Source organism: Ruegeria jejuensis (assembly GCF_041537905.1).
Taxonomy (GTDB): domain Bacteria; phylum Pseudomonadota; class Alphaproteobacteria; order Rhodobacterales; family Rhodobacteraceae; genus Ruegeria_C.
On record NZ_JBGRUO010000029.1, the window covers coordinates 1 to 21,874 of the forward strand.

The following is a 21,874-nucleotide window of genomic DNA, read 5'->3' on the forward strand; positions in this document are numbered from 1 at the left end:
CTTCGTACAAATCCCCATAGCACAGCCGACCCAAAAGAACTAACCCCGCGATTTCCCGCCTGAGCGCTTCTCTGACGCCGGGAAACCCATCGCGCAACTCCCCCGCCAGCATGCGGCGTCCGAGAAACCTGCATCAGAGCGGCCTTGCGGCGGTGCAGCGCGTCATTCAGCCAATGAGGTCTGACGTTTGATAGCGGATTGGAGAGTGCGACCGGGGTCGGTAGGGTCAATTTTTTGGCGCAACGGTCAAATCCGTCTGACCCCTGCAAAAGAGAACCGGAAACCAATCCTCGCGCAGCCGCTCGCCCGCCTGCATCCCGTGACCCGGAAAGGGGGGCGAGGTGGGGCCCGGGCGTTCGACATAGCGCGCATCATCCCCCACCAGCCGCAGCGAAAAGGCGCGCCGCCGACTGGTACTGGTATTGCCTCGCGCGCCATGCAGGGTGCGGAAATTGAAGGCGACGGCATCACCCGGCTCCATCGCAAATTCGGCAATGGGCATCGCTTCGGCATCGGGGTCGGGCACCGGCAGATACTGGCCTTCGTCGGGGAAAAACCCCTCCTGCGCCACCCAGCGGGTCGGCAGCACCTCTTTTTCCCAGCGATGCGAGCCGATCACGCAGCGCAGCGTCGCCTCGCGCACCGGATCAAGCGGCGCCCAGAAGCTGACCGTCTGCTGGCCCTGGACAAAGTAATAAGGCCCGTCCTGATGCCAGGGCGTCGCCATCGAGGTGCCGGGTTCCTTGACCAGCACATGATCATGAAACATCTGCACCCGGTCCGAGCCCATCAGGTCGGCGGCCACCTCAGCGACAGGGGAAGCCTCGATCACTTGTCGGAATGGATCAATGCGGGTCCAGTTGCAGTAATCGTCAAAGAACCGCCCGGTCTCGCCCGCCTTCTTGTTTTCCGAGGCATAAGGCCCCGGCGCCTCCATATTGGCCGCAACGCCCGCGCGCAGCAGATCCACATAGCCGTCAAACAGCCCCCGGATCACCACCACGCCATCGCGCTGATAGGTCTCGATATCGGATGGGGTCAGAAGCGCATGAGTCATGGATCACCTGTCGTCGGTCAGGCCAATACCCTGCCGCCAACGGCGCAAGACCTCAATACAGGATCAGGAGGATTTGCGGCGCAGCCGGATCACCACATCGACCGAGGCGATCTCGGCACCCGCAGGCGCATCGGGCAGGCGCTGGATCACCAGTTGTTCGGAGGGGGCGTCCGACAGCCGGCTTTCGTCTTCCCAGAAGAAATGCGGGTGATCATGGGTGTTGGTGTCGAAATAGCTTTTCGACCCGTCCACGGTAATTTCCTGCAGCACCCCGGCCTCGCAGAAGGCGCGCAGCGTGTTGTAGACCGTGGCCAGCGACACCGATGACCCGGTATCCTTGCAGGATTCGAACAGGCTTTCGGCGGTGACATGACGGTGATTTCCGTCACCCACCAGCAATTCGGCAAGCGCGACGCGCTGCCGCGTGGGCCGCAACCCGGCATCAACGAGCCAGTTGGTGGCTATTTCTTGGCTATCTGGCTTCATCATCGCTTACCTGAACACAGTCGCTATATTATATAGGGCTCTGTAGGGCAAAGTTTCAAATGAAATTCATTCGCAATGCCTTGCGGCCCGGATTTGTGTCGCTGCGCTGCTCTTGCAGGAGGGCGCGCGCCGGTGTTAGACGGGGGCCTGATACTAAGCTTGAGATCATTTGCAGGAGACGCCGAGGCATGGCCCAATACCCGAGCAGCTTTGACAAGGAAGACCTGCTGAAATGCGCCCGTGGCGAGCTGTTCGGCCCCGGTAACGCGCAATTGCCTGAACCGCCGATGCTGATGATGGACCGGATCACCGAGGTCTCGGCCGATGGTGGTGAGTTCGGCAAGGGCCATGTGGTGGCCGAGTTCGATATCACGCCCGACCTGTGGTTCTTTACCTGCCATTTCCCCGGCAACCCGATCATGCCCGGCTGTCTGGGCCTCGATGGTCTGTGGCAGCTGACCGGCTTCAACCTGGGCTGGCGCGGGATGCTTGGGCGCGGCATGGCGATGGGTGTGGGCGAGGTCAAGCTCAAGGGCATGGTCAAGCCTGACCGCAAGATGCTGACCTATTATGTCGATTTCACCCGGATCATCGACCGCAAGCTCAAGCTGGGCGTGGCCAATGGCCGCGTGATGGCGGACGGGGAAGAGATTTATCTTGTGAAAGATATGAAAGTGGGCCTGGCCACCGACAGCTAACCCACGCCAGATTTCAAGGAGAACGCTTATGCGTCGAGTAGTTGTCACCGGCCTGGGGGTTGTGTCCGCCATCGGGAATAATGCCGCAGAGGTCACAGCCTCGCTTAAGGCGGGTAAGTCCGGCATCGAGGCCAGCGGCGAGATGGCCGAACACGGCTTTCGCAGCCAGATCGCGGGCACACTCAAGATCGACGTCAAAGAACACGTGGACAAACGCACACTGCGCTTCATGGGCCCGGGCGCGGCCTATGCCTATATCGCGATGAGCCAGGCCATCGAGGATGCCGGCTTGACCGAAGATCAGGTCGTGAACCCGCGCACCGGTCTGGTCGCCGGATCGGGCGGCCCGTCGACCAGCGCTATGCTGACCGCGCATCAGACCGTGTTGAAAACCGGCGCGACCAAGCGGATCGGGCCGTTCGCGGTGCCTAAATGCATGTGCTCGACCATCTCGGCCAACCTGGCAACGGCGTTCAAGATCAAGGGCATCAACTATTCGATCACCTCGGCCTGCACGACCTCGCTGCATTGCATCGGCAACGCCGCCGAACAGATCATGCTGGGCAAGCAGGACGTGATGTTCGCGGGCGGCGGCGAGGAGCTGGACTGGACGCTGTCCTGCCTGTTCGACGCGATGGGCGCGATGTCGTCCAAATATAACGACACGCCCGACAAGGCCTCGCGCGCATTCGACGCCAATCGCGACGGGTTCGTGATTTCGGGCGGCGGCGGCATCGTTGTGCTGGAAGAGCTGGAGCACGCCAAGGCGCGCGGCGCCAAGATCTATGCCGAGGTCACAGGCTATGCCGCCACCTCGGACGGTCATGACATGGTCGCCCCGTCGGGCGAAGGCGGCGCACGGGCGATGGAACTTGCGCTCTCGACCCTGCCCGAGGGGCGCGAGGTGGGCTATATCAACGCGCATGGCACCTCGACCCCGGTCGGCGATGTGGGCGAGGTCGAGGCGGTGCGCCGGGTCTTTGCCAACCGCAAGCAGCCGCTGATCAGCTCGACCAAATCCATGACCGGCCATGCGCAGGGCGCCGCCGGTGCGCTTGAAGCGATCTTTTCGCTGCTAATGCTGGAGCATGACTTCATCACCAGATCGATCAATGTCGAGACGCTCGATCCCGACCTGAAGCCCGAGGAAATCGCCACCGAGACCGTGCTGAATGCCGGGCTCGACAGCGTGATGACAAACAGCTTCGGCTTTGGCGGAACCAACGGATCGATGATCCTGTCGAAATACAACGGGTAACAGATGATGTCGCAAGTACTGCACGGAAAACGGGGCCTCGTCATGGGCGTGGCCAATGACCGGTCCATCGCCTGGGGCATCGCCAGGGCCATGCATGAGGCCGGGGCCGAGCTGGCCTTTACCCATCAGGGCGAAGCCTTTGGAAAGCGGCTGGAACCGCTGGCGCAAAGCGTCGGGTCGGATTTCATGGTCGATGTGGATGTGACCGACGATGCCTCGCTGGATGCCGCGTTCGAACAACTGGCGGCGCGTTGGCCGACAATCGACTTTCTGGTCCATGCCATCGCCTATTCGGACAAGTCCGAACTGACCGGCCGGTTTCTGGACACCACGCGGGCCAATTTCAAGAACTCGATGGATATCTCGGCCTATTCGCTGATCGAGGTGTCGCGCCGCGCCTATCCGATGATGAAGGACAATGGCGGCACCATCCTGACCCTGACCTATCAGGGATCCAACCGGGTTGTGCCCAATTACAACGTTATGGGTGTGGCCAAGGCGGCGCTGGAATCGGCGACGCGCTATCTGGCCAATGACCTCGGCCCCGATGGCATCCGCGTGAACGCCATCTCTCCCGGCCCGATGAAGACACTGGCCGGTGCGGCCATTGGCGGTGCCCGCAAGACGCTGAAGTTCTGCGACCAGAACGCGCCCCTGCGCAGCAATGCCACGCTGGAGGCCGTGGGCGGCACGGCGGTCTACCTGACTTCGGATGCGGGGGCCTGCACCTCGGGCGAGATCATCCGCGTCGATGGCGGGTTCCATGTTCTGGGCATGCCGCAGCCGGAGGCGATGTAAGTATCGTTTCCACTGATTCAACAAAGCGACAAAAACCACGGCATCGTCATTGCGATGCCGTTTTTTTGTCGCAAGTGTAAATCACCCTGAGTTCATGACCACTCTCGATTTCACCAAACCCGCGCCCTCACACGCACCCTCGCTGCTCAGCAAGCTGCTGCGCACCATCCGTCTCGCCACGTATGGCGCAGGCGGAGCGGTGGCGTTGATCCTCGTCATGTCCGTGGTTCAGTCCGATATGTCGCAAATCGCGCAATATCCGACCGCGACCCAACCGGAAGAAAGGGGCGCGCACAGCTCGCGATTGGCTGTGGTGATCGATATGACGGGCGGCTTCCTTGGTTATGGCAGTAGCACCGACTGAGCGTCAGGCCGCGCCTGATCACACCTAACTTCTGGCATCTTTCACCCGACCAAAACCTGTGCCACTGTGCCCCGAAAGGGGAGGCAGCATCATGGCAATCACAACCTGCGTTTTCGACGCCTATGGCACCCTGTTCGATGTGGCCGCCGCCGCGCGGCAGGCCGCCACAGAGCCGGAATTTCCCGCCTTGTCAGACAAATGGGGTGAGGTGGCCAATCACTGGCGGTTGAAACAACTGCAATATACTTGGCTGCGCGCCATCACCGGGGCCCATACCGATTTCTGGACCGTCACGCAGGAGGGGCTGGACTGGGCGCTTGAGGCCTGCGCGCTCAATGGGCAGCCCGCACTGCGCCAGCGCCTGCTGGATCTTTATTGGGAATTGCAGGCCTATCCGGAAGTGCCCCAGATGCTGGCCGCGTTGAAATCCGCCGGGTTGCAGACCGCCATCCTGTCAAACGGCTCGCCACAAATGCTGGATGGGGCAGTGCAATCGGCCGGGATCGGTGACGTGCTGGATGATGTCCTTTCGGTGGAAAGCGTCGGCATCTTCAAGCCCGACGCACAGGTCTATGACCTTGTGCAGAACCGCTTTGGCGGCTCGCGCGACGCGGTGCTGTTCGTCAGTTCCAACGGCTGGGACGCTGCCGGGGCCAGCGGCTATGGCTTTGTCACCGCCTGGGTGAACCGCGCGGGCGAACCCGTCGACCGCCTGCCCTGGCGGCCAGCGCATATCCTGTCCGACCTGACCTCCATCCCTGATCTTGCGAGGGCCTGATGCCGCATTTCACCACCACCGACGGCCTAAAGCTGCAGTTCAGTGATGAGGGCGCGGGCACCCCGCTGCTCTGCCTGCCGGGCCTGACCCGCAATGGCGATGATTTCAACTTCGTCAAACCGCATCTGGACCACCTGCGCCTGCTGACGCTGGACTTTCGCGGCCGTGGCGGCTCGGATCACGACCCCGACCATATGAACTACAATATCGGGCGCGAGGCACAGGACGTGATCGAGCTGCTCGACCATCTGGGCCTGGACAAGGCGGCGCTACTGGGCACCTCGCGCGGCGGACTGGTGTCGATGGTTCTGGCGGCGACCCATCCGGACCGTCTGGCGGCGGTCATCCTGAACGATATCGGCCCCGAGGTCGCCGCCGCAGGACTGGAACGGATCATGGGCTATGTCGGCATGACGCCCAATTCCAAGACACTGGATCAGGCGGCGGTGGGCCTGAAAAAATTCATGGACCCCGAATTTCCGGGCGTTCCGCTGGAACGCTGGCGCGCGCAGGCCGCCTTTCAGTATGACGAAACCAAGGACGGGCTGACGCTGCGCTATGACGCCAAGCTGCGCGATACGCTGCTGGAACAGGCGCAGGCCGGTCCGCCGCCCGACCTCTGGCCCCTGTTTGAGGCGCTGGGTGGCATTCCGACCGGTGTGATACGTGGGGCAAATTCCGACCTCTTCACCGGTGCAACGCTGCAGAAAATGCATGACAGCCGTCCCGACCTCATCTCTGCCGAAGTGCCTGATCGCGGCCATGTGCCGTTTCTGGATGAACCCGAAGCGCTCGACGTCATTCATCGCGTGGTGAAGCAGATATGACCGATCTCAACCTTATCGAAGCTGCCGCAGATCGGCTCAAGGGCCATGCCCGCGAGACGCCGCTGCTGTCCTCGCCCTTTCTGGACGAGCTTGCCGGGCGGCGGGTTCTGATCAAGCCGGAATGCCTGCAGCATACGGGCAGTTTCAAGTTTCGCGGCGCGTGGTCTGCCATCTCGGCGCTGACGCCCGAGACCCGCGCGCGCGGCGTGATCGCCTTTTCCTCAGGCAACCACGCCCAGGGTGTGGCCCATGCCGCCGCGTTGCATGGCGTGCCCGCAACCATCGTGATGCCCTCTGACGCGCCGCGCATGAAGATCGACAACACCCGTGCGCTTGGCGGCGAGGTGGTGCTTTATGACCGCGAGCGCGAGAGCCGTGAAGAGATTGGCGCGGAACTGGCCGAAACGCGCGGGCTGACCCTGATCAAACCTTATGACGAGCCACAGGTGATCGCCGGTCAGGGCACAGCCGGGCTGGAGATTGCGCGGCAGGCCAAGGCGGCAGGCGTGAGTGAAGCGGACGTGCTGGTCTGCTGTGGCGGCGGCGGGCTGACCTCGGGCATCGCGCTGGCGCTGGAAGGCCACGCGCCGGGCCTGCGCGCGCGCCCCTGCGAGCCGGAAGGCTTTGACGATATGCGCCGTTCACTCGCCTCGGGCCAGATCGAACGCAACCCGCGCGAGGGCGGCAATATCTGCGACGCGATCCTGACGCCGCAGCCGGGACAGATCACCTTTCCGATCATCAAACGCCTCTGCGGGCCGGGACTGGCCGTGTCCGAGGATGAGGCGCTGCATGCGATGGCGCTGGCCTTTGCCCGGTTGAAACTGGTGCTGGAACCGGGTGGCGCCGTGGCGCTGGCCGCAGCCCTGCTGCGCCGGGGCGAGATCGACGGCGAGGCGGTGATCGTCGTGGCCTCGGGCGGCAACGTGGATGCCACCCAGTTTCGCCACGCTCTTGAACGCTATGCGGAGTAGATCATGACCCGGTTCACCATTGCTTCGTTCAACGTCAAGAACCTGATCGGCGCGGATCAGGAGTATTACCGGTTCCAGCGCTATACCGAGGACGAATACGCCTGGAAGAAAGACTGGCTGGCCGATCAGTTGCTGACCATGGATGCCGATATCGTCGGCTTTCAGGAGGTTTTTGACGACGAGACCCTGCGCGAGGTGATCGAAGAGACCGACCAGCGCGGCACGGCGGCCAATGAGGCGACCATCCCCGATGCCTCGAAGCGCTATCACCGCAAGGCGATTTTCCGGAAACTGGCCTTTGGCGGCTATGAACAGGCAATGCTGGCCTTTGCCCCCAACATCAATGACGGCGCGCCCGGCGAGCGGCGCCCCGGTCTGGCATTGCTGTCGCGCATGGGCTTTGCCGATGACCCCGAGGTGATCCAATTGCTGGAGGAACCGCTGGAGATCCCGATGGCCGCCTTGGGCGGCGGCGATGCGGGCCATTTCCGGCTGGAAAAGCTGTCGCGCCCGATCCTCAAGGTGCGGATTCCAGTGGACGGTACGGTCATCACGGTCTTCAACTGCCACCTGAAATCCAAGCTGGGCGAATACCCGCGCCCCGAAGGTGCCGAATTTGCGCCCGAGGCGGTACTGACCTCTTACGATCCGGTGGGCCGCGCCATGGGGTCGTTGCGGGCCGCGCTGCGGCGCATGGCCGAGGCCTGGGTGCTGCGGCGCGAGATCGTGGCCGAACTGGACAAAGGCCATCCGGTAATGGTGCTGGGCGATTTCAACGATGGCGAACATGCGGTCAGTTCCGAGATCATCGCGGGCGAGGTGCCGTTCAAGAACTATTCCTGGATGCTGCGCCATGACGCCAAGCACCCCAATCAGCGCTACACCCCGAAGGAAAACCGCGAGATCACCGAGGCCGTCGACCGCGTGCGCCTGCGCTCGGCGGAAAAGATGTTCATCCGCAAATCGCTGCGCGACATGGTCTATACCTCGGCCTTTGGCGGCGTTTATGAAAGCATCGACCAGATCTTCATGTCGCGCCATTTCGACAACGCCTATGGCAAGGCGATCGGCGAGATGGAGTATTTCAGCGTCTTCAACGACCACCTGACCGATGGCAGCCACCCCGAGGCGCCCTATAACAAGCTGGCTTCGGATCACGGGCAGATCATGGCCCATGTCCGGCTGGACAGCGAGCGCGGGGCGTGAACCGGATGCGGATGGCCGATCTGGGCGCGGCGCAGTTGCACTACCGCGTCGATGGCGACCCGGACGGCGCGCCGGTGGTTTTTGCCAATTCGCTGGGCACCGATCTGCGGCTCTGGGACCCGTTGTTGCCGCATCTGCCTGCGGGGCTGAAGATCATCCGCTATGACAAGCGCGGTCATGGCCTGTCGTCGGTGCCGGACGGGCCTTATGCGATGGGTGCGCTGGTGCGCGATACCGAGCAATTGCTGGACCATCTGGGCGTGCGTGATTGTGTGTTCGTGGGTCTTTCCATCGGGGGGATGATCGCGCAGGGGCTGGCGGTGAAACGGCTGGATCTGGTGCGCGGGATGGTGTTGTCGAATACCGCGGCCAAGATCGGAACGCCCGCCATGTGGGACGAGCGGATCGCCGCCGCGCGCAAGGGCGGGATCGAGGCGCTGGCCGATGCCACGATGGAGCGCTGGTTCTCGCGCGCCTTCCGCGCCACGCCCGAGCTGACGCTCTGGCGCAACATGCTGACCCGGCAGCCGCTGGAGGGGTTTCTGGGCTGTTCCGCCGCCATCTCGGGCACCGATTTCTATACGCCCACCAGCGGCTTGCGCCTGCCCACGCTGGGCATCGCCGGGTCCGAGGATGGCTCTACCCCGCCCGATCTGGTGCGCGAGACCGTCGAGCTGATACCGGGGTCGGCGTTCAAGCTGATCCGCCGCGCGGGCCACCTGCCCTGCGTTGAACGGCCCGACGAGTATGCCGCCCTGCTGACGGCCTTTCTGACACAAATCGGGCATCTGGCTCGCTGATGCGTCTGCCTTTGGTGTTCATCCTGACCACGGTGGTCATTGATGCGATGGGGATCGGGCTGATCTTTCCGATCATGCCGACGCTTATCTTGGAGGTCGAAGGCGGCTCGCTGGGTGATGCCGCGCTCTGGGGTGGCGTGCTCAGCAGCGTCTTTGCGGTGATGCAGTTCCTGTTCGGGCCGGTGCTGGGCAACCTCTCGGACGCCTATGGCCGCCGCCCGGTGCTGCTGGTGTCGCTGTTTGTGATGGCGCTGGACTATCTGGTGATGGCGGTGGCGGGCTCGATCTGGCTGTTGCTGATCGGGCGAATCGTGGGCGGCATCACGGCGGCCACCCATGCCACGGCAGCGGCCTTTATCGCCGATCAATCGAAACCCGAAGAAAAGGCCACTAATTTCGGCCTGCTCAGCGCCGCCTTTGGTGTGGGTTTTGTGATCGGGCCGATGATCGGCGGGCTGCTGGCCGAGATGGGCACCCGCGCGCCGTTTTATGCTGCCGCGGTGCTGGCCGGGCTGAACTTTGTGCTGGGCTGGTTCGTGATGCCCGAAACGGTGACCGATGCCACCCGCCGCGCCTTTACCTGGCAGCGCGCCAACCCGCTGGGCGCATTCCGGGCAATGATGCAGATACCGGGGATCACCGGGCTGCTCTGGGTCTATCTGCTCTATTCGATTGCGATCTATGTCTACCCGGCGATCTGGGCCTATTTCACCCTTGCGCGGTTCGACTGGTCACCGCAGATGATCGGGCTGTCCCTAGGGGTCTATGGCACGGCGCTGGTGCTGGTTCAGGGCGGCTTGCTGCGCTATTTCACCCGCTGGTTCGGCGAGCGGCGCACTGTGATCTATGGCCACCTGTGCGAATTTCTGGGTTTTGGCGTGCTGGCCTTTGTCACCAGCGGTCTGGTCGCATTGCTGTTCACACCGGTCACCGCGCTGGGGGCGGTTGTTGCGCCTACCTTGCAGGCCATGATGTCGAAACGTGTGGGCGACGACCAGCAGGGAGAGCTGCAGGGCGTGATGTCAGCGGTACATGCCCTGTCTATGATCCTGTCGCCGCTCATGATGACCAGCGTGTTTGCCGCCTTCACCAGCGAGGGGACGCCCGTCTTCCTGCCGGGTGCACCGTTCCTGCTGGCGCTAGGTCTGATGGCGGTTGGCCTGGTCGTTTTTGTGCGGGTTCCCCGGCGCGAGGCCTAGCAGCGACCCGGTTTTGACGATTTCCGTCTTGCGGAGAGGCCCCCTCCGGTCCACCGTTGGCCCGAAACAGGGGAGAGTTTCATGGCAACAATCAAGGCCGCGGTCTGCCGCGCATTCGGGGAACCGCTTATCATCGAAGACGTGACGCTGGCCCCGCCCGGTCTGGGAGAGGTCGAGGTGACGCTGGACGCGGTCGCCATCTGTCATTCCGACATCACCTATGCCGAGGGCGCCTGGGGCGGCAACCTGCCCGCCATCTATGGGCACGAGGCCGCCGGTGTCATCACCGCAACGGGCGATGCCTGCGGCGATTTCCAACTGGGCGACACGGTCGTCGTCACCTTGATCCGGGCCTGCGGCGATTGCCCCAGCTGCGCGGGCGGCGCGCCCACGCTCTGCGAAACGCCACATGACACGATGGCAGGGCCCTTGACGGATACAAATGGCGCACCGGTGGATCAGGCGATGGCCTGCGGGGCGTTTGCGGAAAAGGTTGTGGTCAGCCACCGCCAGATCGTGAAAATCCCTGCGGATATGGCGCGTGATGCGGCCTGCCTGCTGTCCTGTGGCGTGATCACTGGCGTGGGCGCTGCTGTCAACGCCGCCAAGCTGCGCGCCGGGCAGGACGTGGTGGTGATCGGTGCGGGCGGCGTCGGCCTCAACGCCATTCAGGGCGCGCGCATTGCCGGGGCACGTCGGATCGTGGCAGTCGACATGAGCGAGGAAAAGCTGGAGATCGCCAAGGAGTTCGGGGCCACGCATGGTGTTCTGGGCACCCAGAAATCCCCTTGGAAGGCGGCCTACAAGGCGCTAGGCGGGCGCGGCGCCGATGCGGTGCTGGTCACGGTTGGCGCGATTCCGGCCTATGAACAGGCGCCACGCTATCTGGGGCGCGGCGGGCGGGTCGTGATGATCGGCATGCCGCATTCCGGCGCGCTGGCCAGTTACGAGCCGGTGATCCTCGCCGCCATCGGGCAAGGCATGATCGGGTCGAAAATGGGCGATGTGGTGATCCAACGGGATATTCCGTGGATGATCGACCTCTACCAGCAGGGGCGACTGAAACTGGACGAACTGGTCTCGGGCCGCTGGCGGCTGGATAAGATCAACGAGGCGATTGCCGACACCAAGACCGGCAGCGCCAAGCGCAACGTGATCCTGTTTGACCGGGATGGGGCGGCGGGCTGATCCGCCGCAGGGAGGTAGAGCGATGAAACTGCAGGACCTCGACGTGATCGTCACCGCCCCGCCCGCTCCCGGCTGGGGCGGGCGCTACTGGATACTGGTCAAACTGACCACCGATACCGGGATCATAGGCTGGGGCGAATGTTATGCTTCCTCGGTCGGGCCGGATGCGATGACCCATGTGATCCGCGACGTGTTCGAACGGCATATGCTGGGCGAAAACCCCGAAAACATCGAGCTTATGTTCCGCCGGGCCTATTCCAGCGGCTTCACCCAGCGGCCCGATCTGACGGTGATCGGCGCGTTTTCGGGGTTGGAGATCGCCTGCTGGGACATCCTCGGCAAAGACCGCAACCGCCCGGTCCATGCGCTGCTGGGCGGGCGAATGAATGACCGGCTGCGCGCCTATACCTATCTCTACCCCCTGCCCCATCACCCCTTGGAGGACTTCTGGACCTCGCCGCAGATGGCCGCCGAAAGCGCCGCCGAGATGGTGCAGCAGGGCTACACGGCGGTGAAATTCGACCCCGCCGGGCCGTATACGATCCGGGGCGGCCATATGCCCGCGATGCGTGACATCACCCTGTCGGTGGCGTTCTGCGAGGCCATCCGCGACGCGGTGGGTGACCGGGCCGATCTGCTCTTCGGCACCCATGGCCAGTTCTCGACCGGCGGCGCGATCCGGCTGGCCAAGGCCATCGAGCCCTATGGCCCGCTCTGGTTCGAGGAGCCGATCCCGCCCGATAACCTGGACGAAATGGCGAAGGTCGCGCACGCCACCTCGATCCCTGTCGCCACCGGCGAGCGGCTTTGCACCAAGGGTGAATTCGCCCCGGTGCTGCGCGCGGGCGCCGCCACGATCCTGCAACCGGCACTGGGGCGCGCGGGCGGCATATGGGAGATGAAAAAGGTCGCCGCCATGGCCGAGGCCTATAACGCCCAGATGGCCCCGCATCTTTATGCCGGTCCGGTGGAATGGGCCGCCAACATCCAGCTTGCCGCCTCGATCCCCAACCTGCTGATGATCGAGAGCATCGACACCCGGTTCCATTCCGACCTGATCAAAGGCTCGCTGAAGGTCGAAAGCGGTTTCGTGACCCCACCAGATGCGCCCGGCCTCGGCATCGAGGTCGACGAGGCACTGGCCCGCGCGCATCCATACGAAGGCGACGGGCTGCATCTGCAGATGCAGGAAGCGCCCTGCGATTATACCGGGGCAAACGCGTTCATGGGCGGCGCGCCACCCAAGACGAGGTGACTTTGTCACGGGCGCGGAAGCATGGAGTGTCCTGGTCTGCAATTCTCGGGCCAAGACACTTAACAGCTAGGTTGCCGCTAGACGGGCGAGTTGCGAATAGAAAATGTCGTCGCTGCCGACAATGCTGCCGTTGGCAAGTCTCTCGTCTAGCCGTTGGGTTCTTGCCAGATTCCAGCCTCGACGGTGCTTTTTAGGTCGGAGATTTCCAAGCGGACTATGTTGTGGTCCAGTTTTTTACCTCTAACAAAGCAGTACAGGTGATAAAACGGATTGTAAGCTCCTTCCGGGCCAAAGTATCGCCAACTATCCACGTGGCTCATGTCGATTTCGAATTCATTCGAAATGGCTTCCAGAAGTTCAAAGCCATCGTCTCCCGCCACTCCAAAATCGTGGCAAACAGAGCAGTTATCGACCAAAAGGGCGGATTCAATCCCTGTACAGTCAGAGATGAGCTGGATTAACTTCTCAGATTTTTGATCTTCAAGCATTCATTAACTCCATCAACGCAAGAGCAATTCAACAATCAAGAAGGGGAGGCAAATTGAGCTCATCGCCGCCAAAGCCCTGATCTGCCGTAGGCGTATGCCGATCCTGAACCTAAGATCGCGACACCAGGGCCGCTCGCCAAGATGCCTAGTTCGATACGTACCCCGCAACCACCTGAAGCAGCTTATAGGCCACGGCGGCGTCGTGTTCGACCACGGCCAGGAATTCCTCTTCGCCGATGCGCAGGCAGGTGATGTCACTTTCGGCCACCATGCTCAGCGCGCGTGGTTCCTTGCGGATCAGGCCCAGCTCGCCCACCAGCGCGCCGGGGCCGACGGTGAGGATCAACTCGTCCGCTTCGTCACCGGGTTTGGGCAGGTAGAGCCCGGCATCGCCCTCGATCATCACATAGGCGCCGTCGGTCGGTTCATCATCCTTGAGGAACACCACATCCCCGGCCCCCGCATTGTACCAGCGCGCGCCAAAGGCCAGCAGGCGCAGTTGGCTGCGGTCCAGCCCCGAGAACAGCGGCGTCTGTTCCAGCGCCCGCAGCTTGCGGGTCAGGTCGGCCGAGGACACGCCGTCTTCGGCAATCAGATCATCGGCCTCTTCGCTGACGATGCGGCCCTGCTTCACCTCGATATACTGGTCAAAGACATCCGGCGTCTCGAACCCGTCATTGATATAGATGACCGTGGTATCGGGCAGCAGCGCGCGCAGGTTCTGGTAGACCGCGATCTGGGTGGTCATGTCGTAGCTGGCCAGCGCCTGATCCAGGATCAGGATATCGGGTTTCTTGATGGTGGCGCGGGTGAAGGCCAGCGGCTCGGCATAGGTGGCCGAGAGGTTCTGCCCGCCAAGCGTGACCGGCATGTCATAGATCAGCTCGACCACCAGAGGCTGCACGTCACTGTCGATCAGCACACCGGCCACCAGCTTGCGCAGCTCATCCGCCTTGGTGCCGCCCATCTGGCTGACCTTGCCGAACAGCGCGTTTTCCAGAACCGTCAGGCCGGGCGCAAAGGTCGCCGGATCAAGCGGGGTGAAGACATCGCCGATACAGCGCATCAGCTCCTGGGAATGAGAGTGGCGCAGTTCCAGAATGCGCGCCTTGAGCTCTTCGGAAAAGGCCGGGCCGATCTGATCGGCCGAGATCGCAAAGGGCACCGCCAGCAGGTTGGCCAGTTCGGCATCGCTTAGCGCGTGGCCGTTCTCGCGGGTCTTTTCGATCAGCTCGATGGCCGACTCGTAGGTCTTGGGGTCCAGACCGAGCTTGCGGAACAGCGGGTGATCAGTGCCGTCCAGGCCAAAGATCTGGCGCAGCATGTCGATCACATCCTGGGTCAGATTGACCAGCGTCTTGTCCAGCCCCAACTGCCGCAGCTGGCCCAGAAACTCGGCCTGACCGGCGAGAAGATCGCGGGTGACAGGAACCCGCGCAGTCGCAAATAACAGGTTTTCAGCAACGGGAAGCGCCGGGTTATAGAGGTCGGGATTGATCAGATAGGCCTGCTCTGCCAAGCCCGCCGCCTGCACCGCCTCTTGCACTTTCGGGCGCAACGCAACCAGCCGTGTCGCAAGTTCCGGATGCAGCAGGGGCTCGAACCGCTGTTCGGTTCCGCGCCGAAACAACGCCGCTCCAGAGCCCAGCCCTTCGATCAACCGCAACCACCAGGCCCGCAGCGCCTTGGCGTCCTCCAGCCCCGCCAACCCCGGATCAAGCCAGTCGGCAGAATAGGAATCGGCACTGTTACCAGCGCGGATCGCCTCTTTGCGTTCGGCATCGTCGCCGGGCGTGCCATTGGGGCGAAACCGCATCGGCATCATCACGTTGTCGCCGAAGGTGCCCTGAAACATCACCGGGCGCGACGTGGCATGGCCGATCCGGGCCGCCAGCACTGCCTGATGCAGCGAGGACAGGTCATGACCCGAAACGATGACCTTGCCGCTGGCGGGCAGCAGCTCGCGGGTCAGCAAAGCCGAAAGCGCGCGGCGATCCTCTTCGCTGGGCACGGCGATGCCGATCACGCCCCCCGCCTGCAGGGTAACGTCCAGATCATCCAGCACCAGATTGCCATCCGCGTCCCGGACCGAGACATGATCCAGAACGATATCGCCGCTCAGGTGCGGACGCTCCTCGGGGTCGCCGTCAAACAGCTTTTCATCGACCATCCCGGCGGGAGCGAAACGTTCCAGGATCACGTCCCAGCGCAGCGACATGTCCTGCGTCTGGTTGTAATAGGCCAGCAGTTCTTTCCACGGGCTCGACAGGTCCTTGTAGGCCGCCAGCGCCGCCACCAGCGCCCCGAGCGAGACCGCGCCCTGCAGCACCAGATAGCCCCCGACGGAATAGAACAGAAACGGCGTCAGTTGCGAAATGAAGTTGTTGAGGAACTTCATGAAGAACTTTTTCTGGTAGATCTGGAAGCGGATTTCGAATAGGCGACCCAGCTGCTGGGTCACCAGCGCCATGCGGTGACGCCAGCCACCATTGGCCCGCAGGGTCGAGGCGCCCGCGGCGCTTTCGCCGATCTGGGCGGCCAGTACGCGCACCTCTTGAATCCGGGTCTTGTTCAGCAGGTTGACCTGGCGCTGCAGCTTGGGGATCAACCAGGCCTGCAGCGGGATCAACGCAACCGCCGCCAGCCCGAACCAGACGCTTTGCAGAAACAGGAATGACAGGATCGTCAGCATCTGCCCCGCCTGCAACACCGGCTGGCTGATCGCATCGCCCATCAGCCCGCCCATCGGCTCGCTTTCGGCGGTGACCATCGAGACCAGTTCACCCTGGCTGACACGTTCGAAATAGGGCTGCGGAAAGCGCAGCACGCGCGCGATCAGCTGATACCGGAAGCGGCGCAACATCCGCTCGCTCAGCACACCTTTCATGGTGTTGATGCGCATCTTGAGCAACCCGTGCCCCAGAACCGCCAGCAGGAACGCGACGCATAAGATGCCCAGATAGGTCACCTGCTCGAATGTCATGCCCCAGACCTGGATCACCGGGTTGGCGGCGCCGATGGCGTCGTTGATGATCCGTTTTGGCAATTCCAGTGTCAGATAAAGCACCGGGAACAGCGTCGAGGTCACCGCCAGCAGAATAAGCTGGTCGCGCTTTGAGTATTTCCAGATGAACTGAAAAAGCGTCCGTTCGATGTTCCCCGCCCCGATTTATTCGAGCTATGCCGCTGAAATATAGCGTCTTAACCATGCTACCACAGCAACAGCGTAGCCCGCGCGGATTGTCACAGGCAAATGGAATAGCACGGATTTTTCTGCTATTAATGTGAAGAAGTTCACTTACAGCCGCTGAAATTTACCCGTAATCTGCGATAAGCGTAAGTCTGGGAGGCATTTTTGTCCGTCACTGTCGGCACGGTGATCTTGCTGTTTTTTCTGTTTCAGATCAAACACATGTTCGCCGACTACTTCCTGCAAACACCCATGATGCTCTCCGGACGCGGAGAGTATTGGCACATGGGACGCGCCCTTCATGCCGGTGTGCATGCGGTTGGTTCGGCCATCGTGCTGCTGATTGTGGGAACTCCCATCGGATTTCTGTTGCTGCTGATCGCGCTGGAATGGTTCATCCATTTCAACATCGATTACGGCAAGGCGCATTATTCCGACAAGATGGAGTTGCAGCCCAATCAGGCGCGCTATTGGCATGCGGTGGGGTTCGACCAGTTCCTGCACCAGATGACCTATGTGGCCATGGTCTGGGCCTGGCTGACCTTCGCCACCTGACGGTCACGCCGTGATCGGCCTATCCCGCTTGATCGTCCGCAGCACCACATTGGTTTGCGCGCTGGAGACTGCGGGAAGGCGGAACAGGAATTCATCCAGAAAGCGGTTATAGGCGGCCAGATCGCGTGTCAGCACGCGCAGGTGATAGTCCGCCTGCCCGGTTGTGGCATAACATTCCTGCACTGCTGCGCTGGTTTCGACGGCGCGGATGAATTCGATGATCTTTTCCGGATCGTGCCGCGTCAGGTGTACATGCACGATCGCCTCAAAGCCCAGCCCCATCGCCTCGGGGTTCACCACAGCGCCATAGCGATCGATCACGCCGGTCTCCTCCAGCGCCCGCACCCGCCGCCAGAGGGCTGAGGCCGACATGCCCACCGCCTCGGCCAGCTCCGCATTCGAGATGCGGCAATCCTGCTGCAACAGGGTCAGTATCTGGCGGTCGCGGTCATCGATCATCTTGTCTTTGGTCAATCTCTTCTAAAAATTCATAATTATTGGTCAACTTACCCAATTCTCCGCAAAATTCAACACAGCCAGAAATCCCTTTCCGCCCCTGCCGGATTATCCTTTCAACAACCCCAACCAGACCGCAGGGCTTTCCAATGACCCGTCACGAGACGCAGTTTCAAACCTATCGCCTGCAGGATCGCTATGATCTGACGGAGGGTCGCGTGTTTCTGACCGGAACCCAGGCGCTGGTGCGGGTCATGATGGATCAGGCCCGCCGCGACAGGGCTGCCGGGCTGAACACGGCCGGGTTTGTCTCGGGCTATCGCGGCTCGCCGCTGGGCGCGCTTGATCTGGAATTCTGGCGCGTGCAAACCCGACTGGAGGCTGATCGCATCACCTTCATGCCCGCCGTGAACGAGGATCTGGGCGCAACGGCGGTGCTGGGCGCGCAACAGGCCGTTCTGGACCCGGCCTGCGAGGTCGAGGGCGTGTTTTCCATGTGGTACGGCAAAGGGCCGGGCCTGGACCGGTCGGGCGACGCGCTGAAACATGGCAACGCTTACGGGTCGGCCCCCAAGGGTGGTGTGCTGGTGGTGGCGGGGGATGATCATGGCTGCGTCAGTTCCTCGATGCCGCATCAATCGGATGCCGCCTTTCTGAGCTGGTTCATGCCGGTGCTGAACCCGGCCTCGGTCGCGGAATACCTGGAGTTTGGCGAATATGGCCTGACCCTGTCGCGGTTTTCCGGGACGTGGGTGGGGTTCAAGGCGGTCTCGGAAACGGTCGAAAGCGCGCGCTCGATCACACTGCACCCCGACCGGCGCTTCACCCTGCCGCAGATCGACCTGCCCGCAGGCGGGCTGCATATCCGCCTTGCCGACCTGCCCTCGCCCGAGATCGAGATCCGCATCCGCCACAAGCTGCGCGCCGTGCGCGCCTTTGCCGAGGCCAACCCGATTGACCGGCGGATCTATGATATCGAGAAGGCGCGGTTCGGGTTTGTCACCACCGGCAAGGGCCATCTGGACCTGATGGAGGCGCTGCGTCTTCTGGGGCTGGATGAGGCGGCCTGCCGCCGGCTGGGTATCGATATCTACAAGGTCGGCATGGTCTGGCCACTGGCGCGCCGCAACGCGCTGCGCTTTGTGCGGGGCAAGGCCGAGGTGCTGGTGGTCGAGGAAAAGCGCGGCATCATTGAGAGCCAGTTCAAGGAGTATTTCTATGACTGGCCGGGCGACAAGCCGCAAAAGATGGTCGGCAAATATGACAGTCACGGCGAACCACTGATCCCCTGGACCGGAGAATTGAGCCCGTTGATGTTGGTGCCCATCGTAGCCGCGCGACTGGACCGGTTTTTCCCAGACGAGCACCTGCCTGCCAAGGCCCGCGCCCTAACCGCCACACCGCCGCCCCTGATCCAGGTCGAGGGCGCGACCCGCACGCCCTATTTCTGTTCCGGCTGCCCGCATAACAGCTCGACCAAGATCCCCGAAGGATCGAGGGCGGCCAGCGGCATCGGTTGTCACGTGATGGCAAGCTGGATGGACCGGCAGACGGCAGGCTATGCGCAGATGGGCGGTGAGGGCGTGCCCCATGTGGGCGCGTCAAAGTTCAATGGCGGCAAGCATATCTTTCAAAATCTCGGTGAGGGGACATGGTATCATTCCGGGTCGCTCGCGATCCGGCAGGCGGTCGCTACGGGCACCAACATCACCTACAAAATCCTCTACAATGACGCGGTGGCGATGACTGGCGGGCAGCCGGTGGATGGCCCGATCAGCGTCGCAGGCATTGCCCAGACCTGCCGCGCCGAAGGGGTGGAGCGGATCGCCGTCGCCTCGGACGATATCGCGAAATTCAACCGCGCCGATTTTCCGGCGGGCACCAGCTTCCATGATCGCGGCGCGCTGGACAGCGTGCAGCGGGAATTAAGAGACATTCCCGGTGTGACGGTCCTGATCTATGAACAGACCTGCGCCACTGAGAAGCGCCGCCGCCGCAAGCGCGGCCAGATGGAGGACCCCAAGCGTTTCGTCTGGATCAACGATCTTGTCTGCGAGGGCTGCGGCGATTGTTCGGTCGAATCCAACTGTCTGAGCGTGGAGCCGAAAGAGACGCCGTTCGGGCGCAAGCGGCGGATCAATCTGAGTTCCTGCAACAAGGATTGCTCCTGCCTGAACGGGTTCTGCCCCAGCTTTGTCACGGTCGAGGGCGCGACACGGCGCAAGCGCGCGGTGACGCTGGACCTCAACAGGCTGGAACAGGGCCTGCCTGTGCCGGATTTGCCCGCGTTGGACCGGCCCTATGATCTGCTGGTCACCGGTGTGGGCGGCACCGGTGTGGTGACGGTCGGCGCGCTGATCACCATGGCCGCGCATCTGGAGGGCAAGGCTGCCTCGGTGCTGGATTTCACCGGGTTTGCGCAGAAATTCGGCACGGTGCTCAGCTATATCCGGCTGTCCGACCGCCCCGATGACCTGAATCAGGTGCGCATTGATCAGGGTGCGGCGGATGCGGTGATCGGCTGTGACATCGTGGTGAGTTCAGCGCCCAAAGCCTCGGCGCATTATCGCGCGGGGACGCGGGTGGTACTGAACCGCGCCGAGATGCCCACCGGCGACATCGTGCTGCGCCGCGATGCGCACCTGAAGGTCGATGCCCGGGAAGAGGCGATCCGTGCGGCGGTTGGCGCTGAACATGTGGCCGGGTTCGACGCTAACGCGGCCAGTGAAGCGCTGCTGGGTGATACGGTCTTTGCCAATGTGATCCTGCTGGGCTTTGCCTGGCAGCGCGGGCTGGTGCCGGTCTCGGGTATCGCGCTGGCGCAGGCGATCCTGCTCAACGGGGTGGCGGTTGAGCGCAACCGTCTGGCGTTCGCCATCGGACGCTGCATGGCCGCTGATCCATCACGACTGGACGGCTATCACGACCCGCAGCCAGACAACGAAACCATCGAGCAGATGATCGCGCGTCGGGCGGGCTTCCTCACCGATTATCAGGATGCGGGATATGCGCAGCGTTACTCCACCCGGATCGCGGCGTTTCGCGCGGCGCTGCCGGATGCGCCCGAGGCAACGCATCGCGCCGTGATCCGCAACCTCTTCAAACTGATGGCCTATAAGGACGAATTCGAGGTGGCGCGATTGATGAGTGACACGCGCTTTTCCGCAGAGCTGGCCGGGCAGTTTGAGGGCGAGTATCGCATCACCTATCACATGGCCCCACCTCTGCTGGGTTTTCGAAAGGATGCGCGCGGGCGACCGGTGAAGAGGGCCTTCGGGCGCTGGCTGCGCCCGGTGCTGCGCGGGCTGGCGGCGGCGCGGGGTTTGCGTGGGTCGGTTTTCAATCCGTTCCGCTACCATCACGAAGCGCGGATGCATCGGGATCTGCTGGACTGGTATGACGCGTTGATCGAACGGGCCATGGCGGACCCCAACCCGGAACACAGCGAAAGCTGGGGCCGGATACTCGCCGCCCCCGATGACATTCGCGGCTATGGTCCGGTACGCGCCGAGGCCGCGTCAGAGGTCCGGGCGTCGGTGGCGGCAGAGCTGTCAGCGCTTGGCGCTGAGGTGGCGCGCGCATAAGCCTCAAGCCACAGACGGTCAACCGCATCTATGGCGGCAGGGTCGAAGGTCTGCTCGCTCTCCCAGTAGCGGCCTGAAGGCACGACATAGCCCAGCGCGTGTTCGGCAGCCAATGCCCCTGACATCTGCGCGGCGTCGGGCAATGCAGCGCGATCCAGACCGGAGCGCGGCACCGAGGGCACGACCAGACGGCTTTCCCCCTGCGACAGACGCACCATCCGACAGGATTGCCGCGCGGCAAACAGCGCAAGGCGGGCCGATTTCGCCTCAAGCGAGCGCAGGGTTACGTCCGCGCGCAGCGGATCGGGCGCGCCCGTGCCGTAGAAATGCGTTTTGCCACTGACCGGATAGACCATGTCGCAGCCGAAATAGGCAATCACCGACGGCTGAAGCGCCGCCAGCGCCCAATATCCCGCCGTGAAGGCCATGGTGCCGCCTGCAAAGACAAACCCGCCAAAACTGTTCTGCGCGGGCACGTAATCGGCGGCGGTCACGATCTGCTGGCCGCGCGCGTGCTCGGGTGGCAGGTTGGCTGGCGGAAAATCCTCGGGGTGAATCAGGATGTCCCAGTCGGGCCGCACCCGCCAGGCGTTGTTGATCGCCACGATATGGGTGAATGGTGCTTTCGGCCAGTTGCGCGCCGCAACCGCATCGGGCGCGCTGCCCAGGATCAGCACTCGGGTCTCTGGTTCTGGCACGGGGCACCCTCCGGG

General features: G+C 62.9%; 20 protein-coding genes. 14 read left to right on the plus strand and 6 right to left on the minus strand.

The window, feature by feature from the left end:
- Positions 1 to 226 precede the first annotated feature (226 nt).
- Both AB1E34_RS23170 and irrA read right to left on the minus strand, forming a co-directional pair.
- A complete protein-coding gene (locus tag AB1E34_RS23170) occupies positions 227 to 1,057 on the minus strand; it encodes a phytanoyl-CoA dioxygenase family protein (RefSeq protein WP_372574678.1) in 831 nt (276 codons plus the stop codon).
- A gap of 63 nt (positions 1,058 to 1,120) precedes the next feature.
- Positions 1,121 to 1,543, minus strand: coding sequence for an iron response transcriptional regulator IrrA (irrA, locus tag AB1E34_RS23175; protein WP_372574679.1), 423 nt, complete (start codon positions 1,541 to 1,543; stop codon positions 1,121 to 1,123).
- Positions 1,544 to 1,731: 188 nt separating this feature from the next.
- On the opposite strand from irrA, the gene fabA reads away from it, so the two are divergent.
- From fabA to AB1E34_RS23235, 12 genes are all read left to right on the plus strand, one after another.
- Complete coding sequence (fabA, locus tag AB1E34_RS23180) at positions 1,732 to 2,241, plus strand: bifunctional 3-hydroxydecanoyl-ACP dehydratase/trans-2-decenoyl-ACP isomerase (protein ID WP_372574680.1); 510 nt, start codon at positions 1,732 to 1,734, stop codon at positions 2,239 to 2,241.
- A 28-nt stretch (positions 2,242 to 2,269) separates the two neighbouring features.
- Positions 2,270 to 3,499: a beta-ketoacyl-ACP synthase I gene (gene fabB, locus AB1E34_RS23185; protein WP_372574681.1), complete on the plus strand. Its 1,230-nt coding sequence runs from the start codon at positions 2,270 to 2,272 to the stop codon at positions 3,497 to 3,499.
- Between the two features lie 6 nt (positions 3,500 to 3,505).
- Positions 3,506 to 4,297, plus strand: coding sequence for an enoyl-ACP reductase FabI (locus AB1E34_RS23190; protein WP_372574682.1), 792 nt, complete (start codon positions 3,506 to 3,508; stop codon positions 4,295 to 4,297).
- A 94-nt stretch (positions 4,298 to 4,391) separates the two neighbouring features.
- Entirely contained in the window at positions 4,392 to 4,661 is a 270-nt protein-coding gene (locus AB1E34_RS23195) for a hypothetical protein (protein WP_372574683.1), read from the plus strand.
- A gap of 91 nt (positions 4,662 to 4,752) precedes the next feature.
- A complete protein-coding gene (locus tag AB1E34_RS23200) occupies positions 4,753 to 5,439 on the plus strand; it encodes a haloacid dehalogenase type II (protein WP_372574684.1) in 687 nt (228 codons plus the stop codon).
- The gene (locus AB1E34_RS23205) at positions 5,439 to 6,266 is read left to right on the plus strand and encodes an alpha/beta fold hydrolase (RefSeq protein ID WP_372574685.1); all 828 of its coding nucleotides are present in this window, start codon (positions 5,439 to 5,441) and stop codon (positions 6,264 to 6,266) included. The genes AB1E34_RS23200 and AB1E34_RS23205 overlap by 1 nt, the downstream gene beginning before the upstream one ends.
- Complete coding sequence (locus AB1E34_RS23210) at positions 6,263 to 7,240, plus strand: threonine ammonia-lyase (RefSeq protein WP_372574686.1); 978 nt, start codon at positions 6,263 to 6,265, stop codon at positions 7,238 to 7,240. Before AB1E34_RS23205 ends, AB1E34_RS23210 begins: the two co-directional genes overlap by 4 nt.
- Before the next feature lie 3 nt (positions 7,241 to 7,243).
- Positions 7,244 to 8,446, plus strand: a complete 1,203-nt coding sequence (locus AB1E34_RS23215) for an endonuclease/exonuclease/phosphatase family protein (RefSeq protein WP_372574687.1) — start codon at positions 7,244 to 7,246, stop codon at positions 8,444 to 8,446.
- Positions 8,447 to 8,451: 5 nt separating this feature from the next.
- Positions 8,452 to 9,246: a 3-oxoadipate enol-lactonase gene (gene pcaD, locus AB1E34_RS23220; protein WP_372574722.1), complete on the plus strand. Its 795-nt coding sequence runs from the start codon at positions 8,452 to 8,454 to the stop codon at positions 9,244 to 9,246.
- Positions 9,246 to 10,445, plus strand: a complete 1,200-nt coding sequence (locus AB1E34_RS23225) for a TCR/Tet family MFS transporter (RefSeq protein WP_372574688.1) — start codon at positions 9,246 to 9,248, stop codon at positions 10,443 to 10,445. Before pcaD ends, AB1E34_RS23225 begins: the two co-directional genes overlap by 1 nt.
- An 81-nt stretch (positions 10,446 to 10,526) precedes the next feature.
- On the plus strand, positions 10,527 to 11,633 hold the full coding sequence (locus AB1E34_RS23230; RefSeq protein ID WP_372574689.1) for a zinc-binding dehydrogenase: 1,107 nt from the start codon (positions 10,527 to 10,529) through the stop codon (positions 11,631 to 11,633).
- A gap of 22 nt (positions 11,634 to 11,655) precedes the next feature.
- Positions 11,656 to 12,888 carry a mandelate racemase/muconate lactonizing enzyme family protein gene (locus AB1E34_RS23235; protein WP_372574690.1) on the plus strand — a complete coding sequence of 411 codons (1,233 nt, stop codon included), beginning with the start codon at positions 11,656 to 11,658 and terminating at the stop codon, positions 12,886 to 12,888.
- 146 nt (positions 12,889 to 13,034) lie between these two features.
- Here the strand turns inward: AB1E34_RS23235 and AB1E34_RS23240 are convergent, their stop codons facing one another.
- Both AB1E34_RS23240 and AB1E34_RS23245 read right to left on the minus strand, forming a co-directional pair.
- Positions 13,035 to 13,376: a hypothetical protein gene (locus AB1E34_RS23240; protein WP_372574691.1), complete on the minus strand. Its 342-nt coding sequence runs from the start codon at positions 13,374 to 13,376 to the stop codon at positions 13,035 to 13,037.
- Positions 13,377 to 13,521: 145 nt separating this feature from the next.
- Entirely contained in the window at positions 13,522 to 16,506 is a 2,985-nt protein-coding gene (locus tag AB1E34_RS23245; protein ID WP_372574723.1) for an ABC transporter transmembrane domain-containing protein, read from the minus strand.
- A 225-nt stretch (positions 16,507 to 16,731) separates the two neighbouring features.
- Between AB1E34_RS23245 and AB1E34_RS23250 the strand changes: the two genes are divergently transcribed.
- A complete protein-coding gene (locus tag AB1E34_RS23250; protein WP_372574692.1) occupies positions 16,732 to 17,121 on the plus strand; it encodes a DUF3307 domain-containing protein in 390 nt (129 codons plus the stop codon).
- Positions 17,122 to 17,124: 3 nt separating this feature from the next.
- On the opposite strand, the gene AB1E34_RS23255 is transcribed toward AB1E34_RS23250, so the two are convergent.
- Positions 17,125 to 17,580, minus strand: a complete 456-nt coding sequence (locus AB1E34_RS23255) for an Lrp/AsnC family transcriptional regulator (RefSeq protein WP_372574724.1) — start codon at positions 17,578 to 17,580, stop codon at positions 17,125 to 17,127.
- 146 nt (positions 17,581 to 17,726) lie between these two features.
- Here AB1E34_RS23255 and AB1E34_RS23260 point away from each other — a divergent pair, with 146 nt between their 5' ends.
- Positions 17,727 to 21,161, plus strand: a complete 3,435-nt coding sequence (locus AB1E34_RS23260; protein ID WP_372574693.1) for an indolepyruvate ferredoxin oxidoreductase family protein — start codon at positions 17,727 to 17,729, stop codon at positions 21,159 to 21,161.
- Here the strand turns inward: AB1E34_RS23260 and AB1E34_RS23265 are convergent.
- Positions 21,068 to 21,859, minus strand: coding sequence for a hypothetical protein (locus AB1E34_RS23265; protein WP_372574694.1), 792 nt, complete (start codon positions 21,857 to 21,859; stop codon positions 21,068 to 21,070). The two genes, AB1E34_RS23260 and AB1E34_RS23265, sit on opposite strands and share 94 nt — an antisense overlap.
- Positions 21,860 to 21,874 lie beyond the last annotated feature (15 nt).

What these genes read in the sequence shown, in the direction of transcription:
- AB1E34_RS23170 (WP_372574678.1), bottom strand. Translation starts at nt 1,057, where the DNA reads ATGACTCATGCGCTTCTGACCCCATCCGATATCGAGACCTATCAGCGC.
- irrA (WP_372574679.1), bottom strand. Translation starts at nt 1,543, where the DNA reads ATGAAGCCAGATAGCCAAGAAATAGCCACCAACTGGCTCGTTGATGCC.
- fabA (WP_372574680.1), top strand. Translation starts at nt 1,732, where the DNA reads ATGGCCCAATACCCGAGCAGCTTTGACAAGGAAGACCTGCTGAAATGC.
- fabB (WP_372574681.1), top strand. Translation starts at nt 2,270, where the DNA reads ATGCGTCGAGTAGTTGTCACCGGCCTGGGGGTTGTGTCCGCCATCGGG.
- AB1E34_RS23190 (WP_372574682.1), top strand. Translation starts at nt 3,506, where the DNA reads ATGTCGCAAGTACTGCACGGAAAACGGGGCCTCGTCATGGGCGTGGCC.
- AB1E34_RS23195 (WP_372574683.1), top strand. Translation starts at nt 4,392, where the DNA reads ATGACCACTCTCGATTTCACCAAACCCGCGCCCTCACACGCACCCTCG.
- AB1E34_RS23200 (WP_372574684.1), top strand. Translation starts at nt 4,753, where the DNA reads ATGGCAATCACAACCTGCGTTTTCGACGCCTATGGCACCCTGTTCGAT.
- AB1E34_RS23205 (WP_372574685.1), top strand. Translation starts at nt 5,439, where the DNA reads ATGCCGCATTTCACCACCACCGACGGCCTAAAGCTGCAGTTCAGTGAT.
- AB1E34_RS23210 (WP_372574686.1), top strand. Translation starts at nt 6,263, where the DNA reads ATGACCGATCTCAACCTTATCGAAGCTGCCGCAGATCGGCTCAAGGGC.
- AB1E34_RS23215 (WP_372574687.1), top strand. Translation starts at nt 7,244, where the DNA reads ATGACCCGGTTCACCATTGCTTCGTTCAACGTCAAGAACCTGATCGGC.
- pcaD (WP_372574722.1), top strand. Translation starts at nt 8,452, where the DNA reads ATGCGGATGGCCGATCTGGGCGCGGCGCAGTTGCACTACCGCGTCGAT.
- AB1E34_RS23225 (WP_372574688.1), top strand. Translation starts at nt 9,246, where the DNA reads ATGCGTCTGCCTTTGGTGTTCATCCTGACCACGGTGGTCATTGATGCG.
- AB1E34_RS23230 (WP_372574689.1), top strand. Translation starts at nt 10,527, where the DNA reads ATGGCAACAATCAAGGCCGCGGTCTGCCGCGCATTCGGGGAACCGCTT.
- AB1E34_RS23235 (WP_372574690.1), top strand. Translation starts at nt 11,656, where the DNA reads ATGAAACTGCAGGACCTCGACGTGATCGTCACCGCCCCGCCCGCTCCC.
- AB1E34_RS23240 (WP_372574691.1), bottom strand. Translation starts at nt 13,376, where the DNA reads ATGCTTGAAGATCAAAAATCTGAGAAGTTAATCCAGCTCATCTCTGAC.
- AB1E34_RS23255 (WP_372574724.1), bottom strand. Translation starts at nt 17,580, where the DNA reads ATGATCGATGACCGCGACCGCCAGATACTGACCCTGTTGCAGCAGGAT.
- AB1E34_RS23260 (WP_372574693.1), top strand. Translation starts at nt 17,727, where the DNA reads ATGACCCGTCACGAGACGCAGTTTCAAACCTATCGCCTGCAGGATCGC.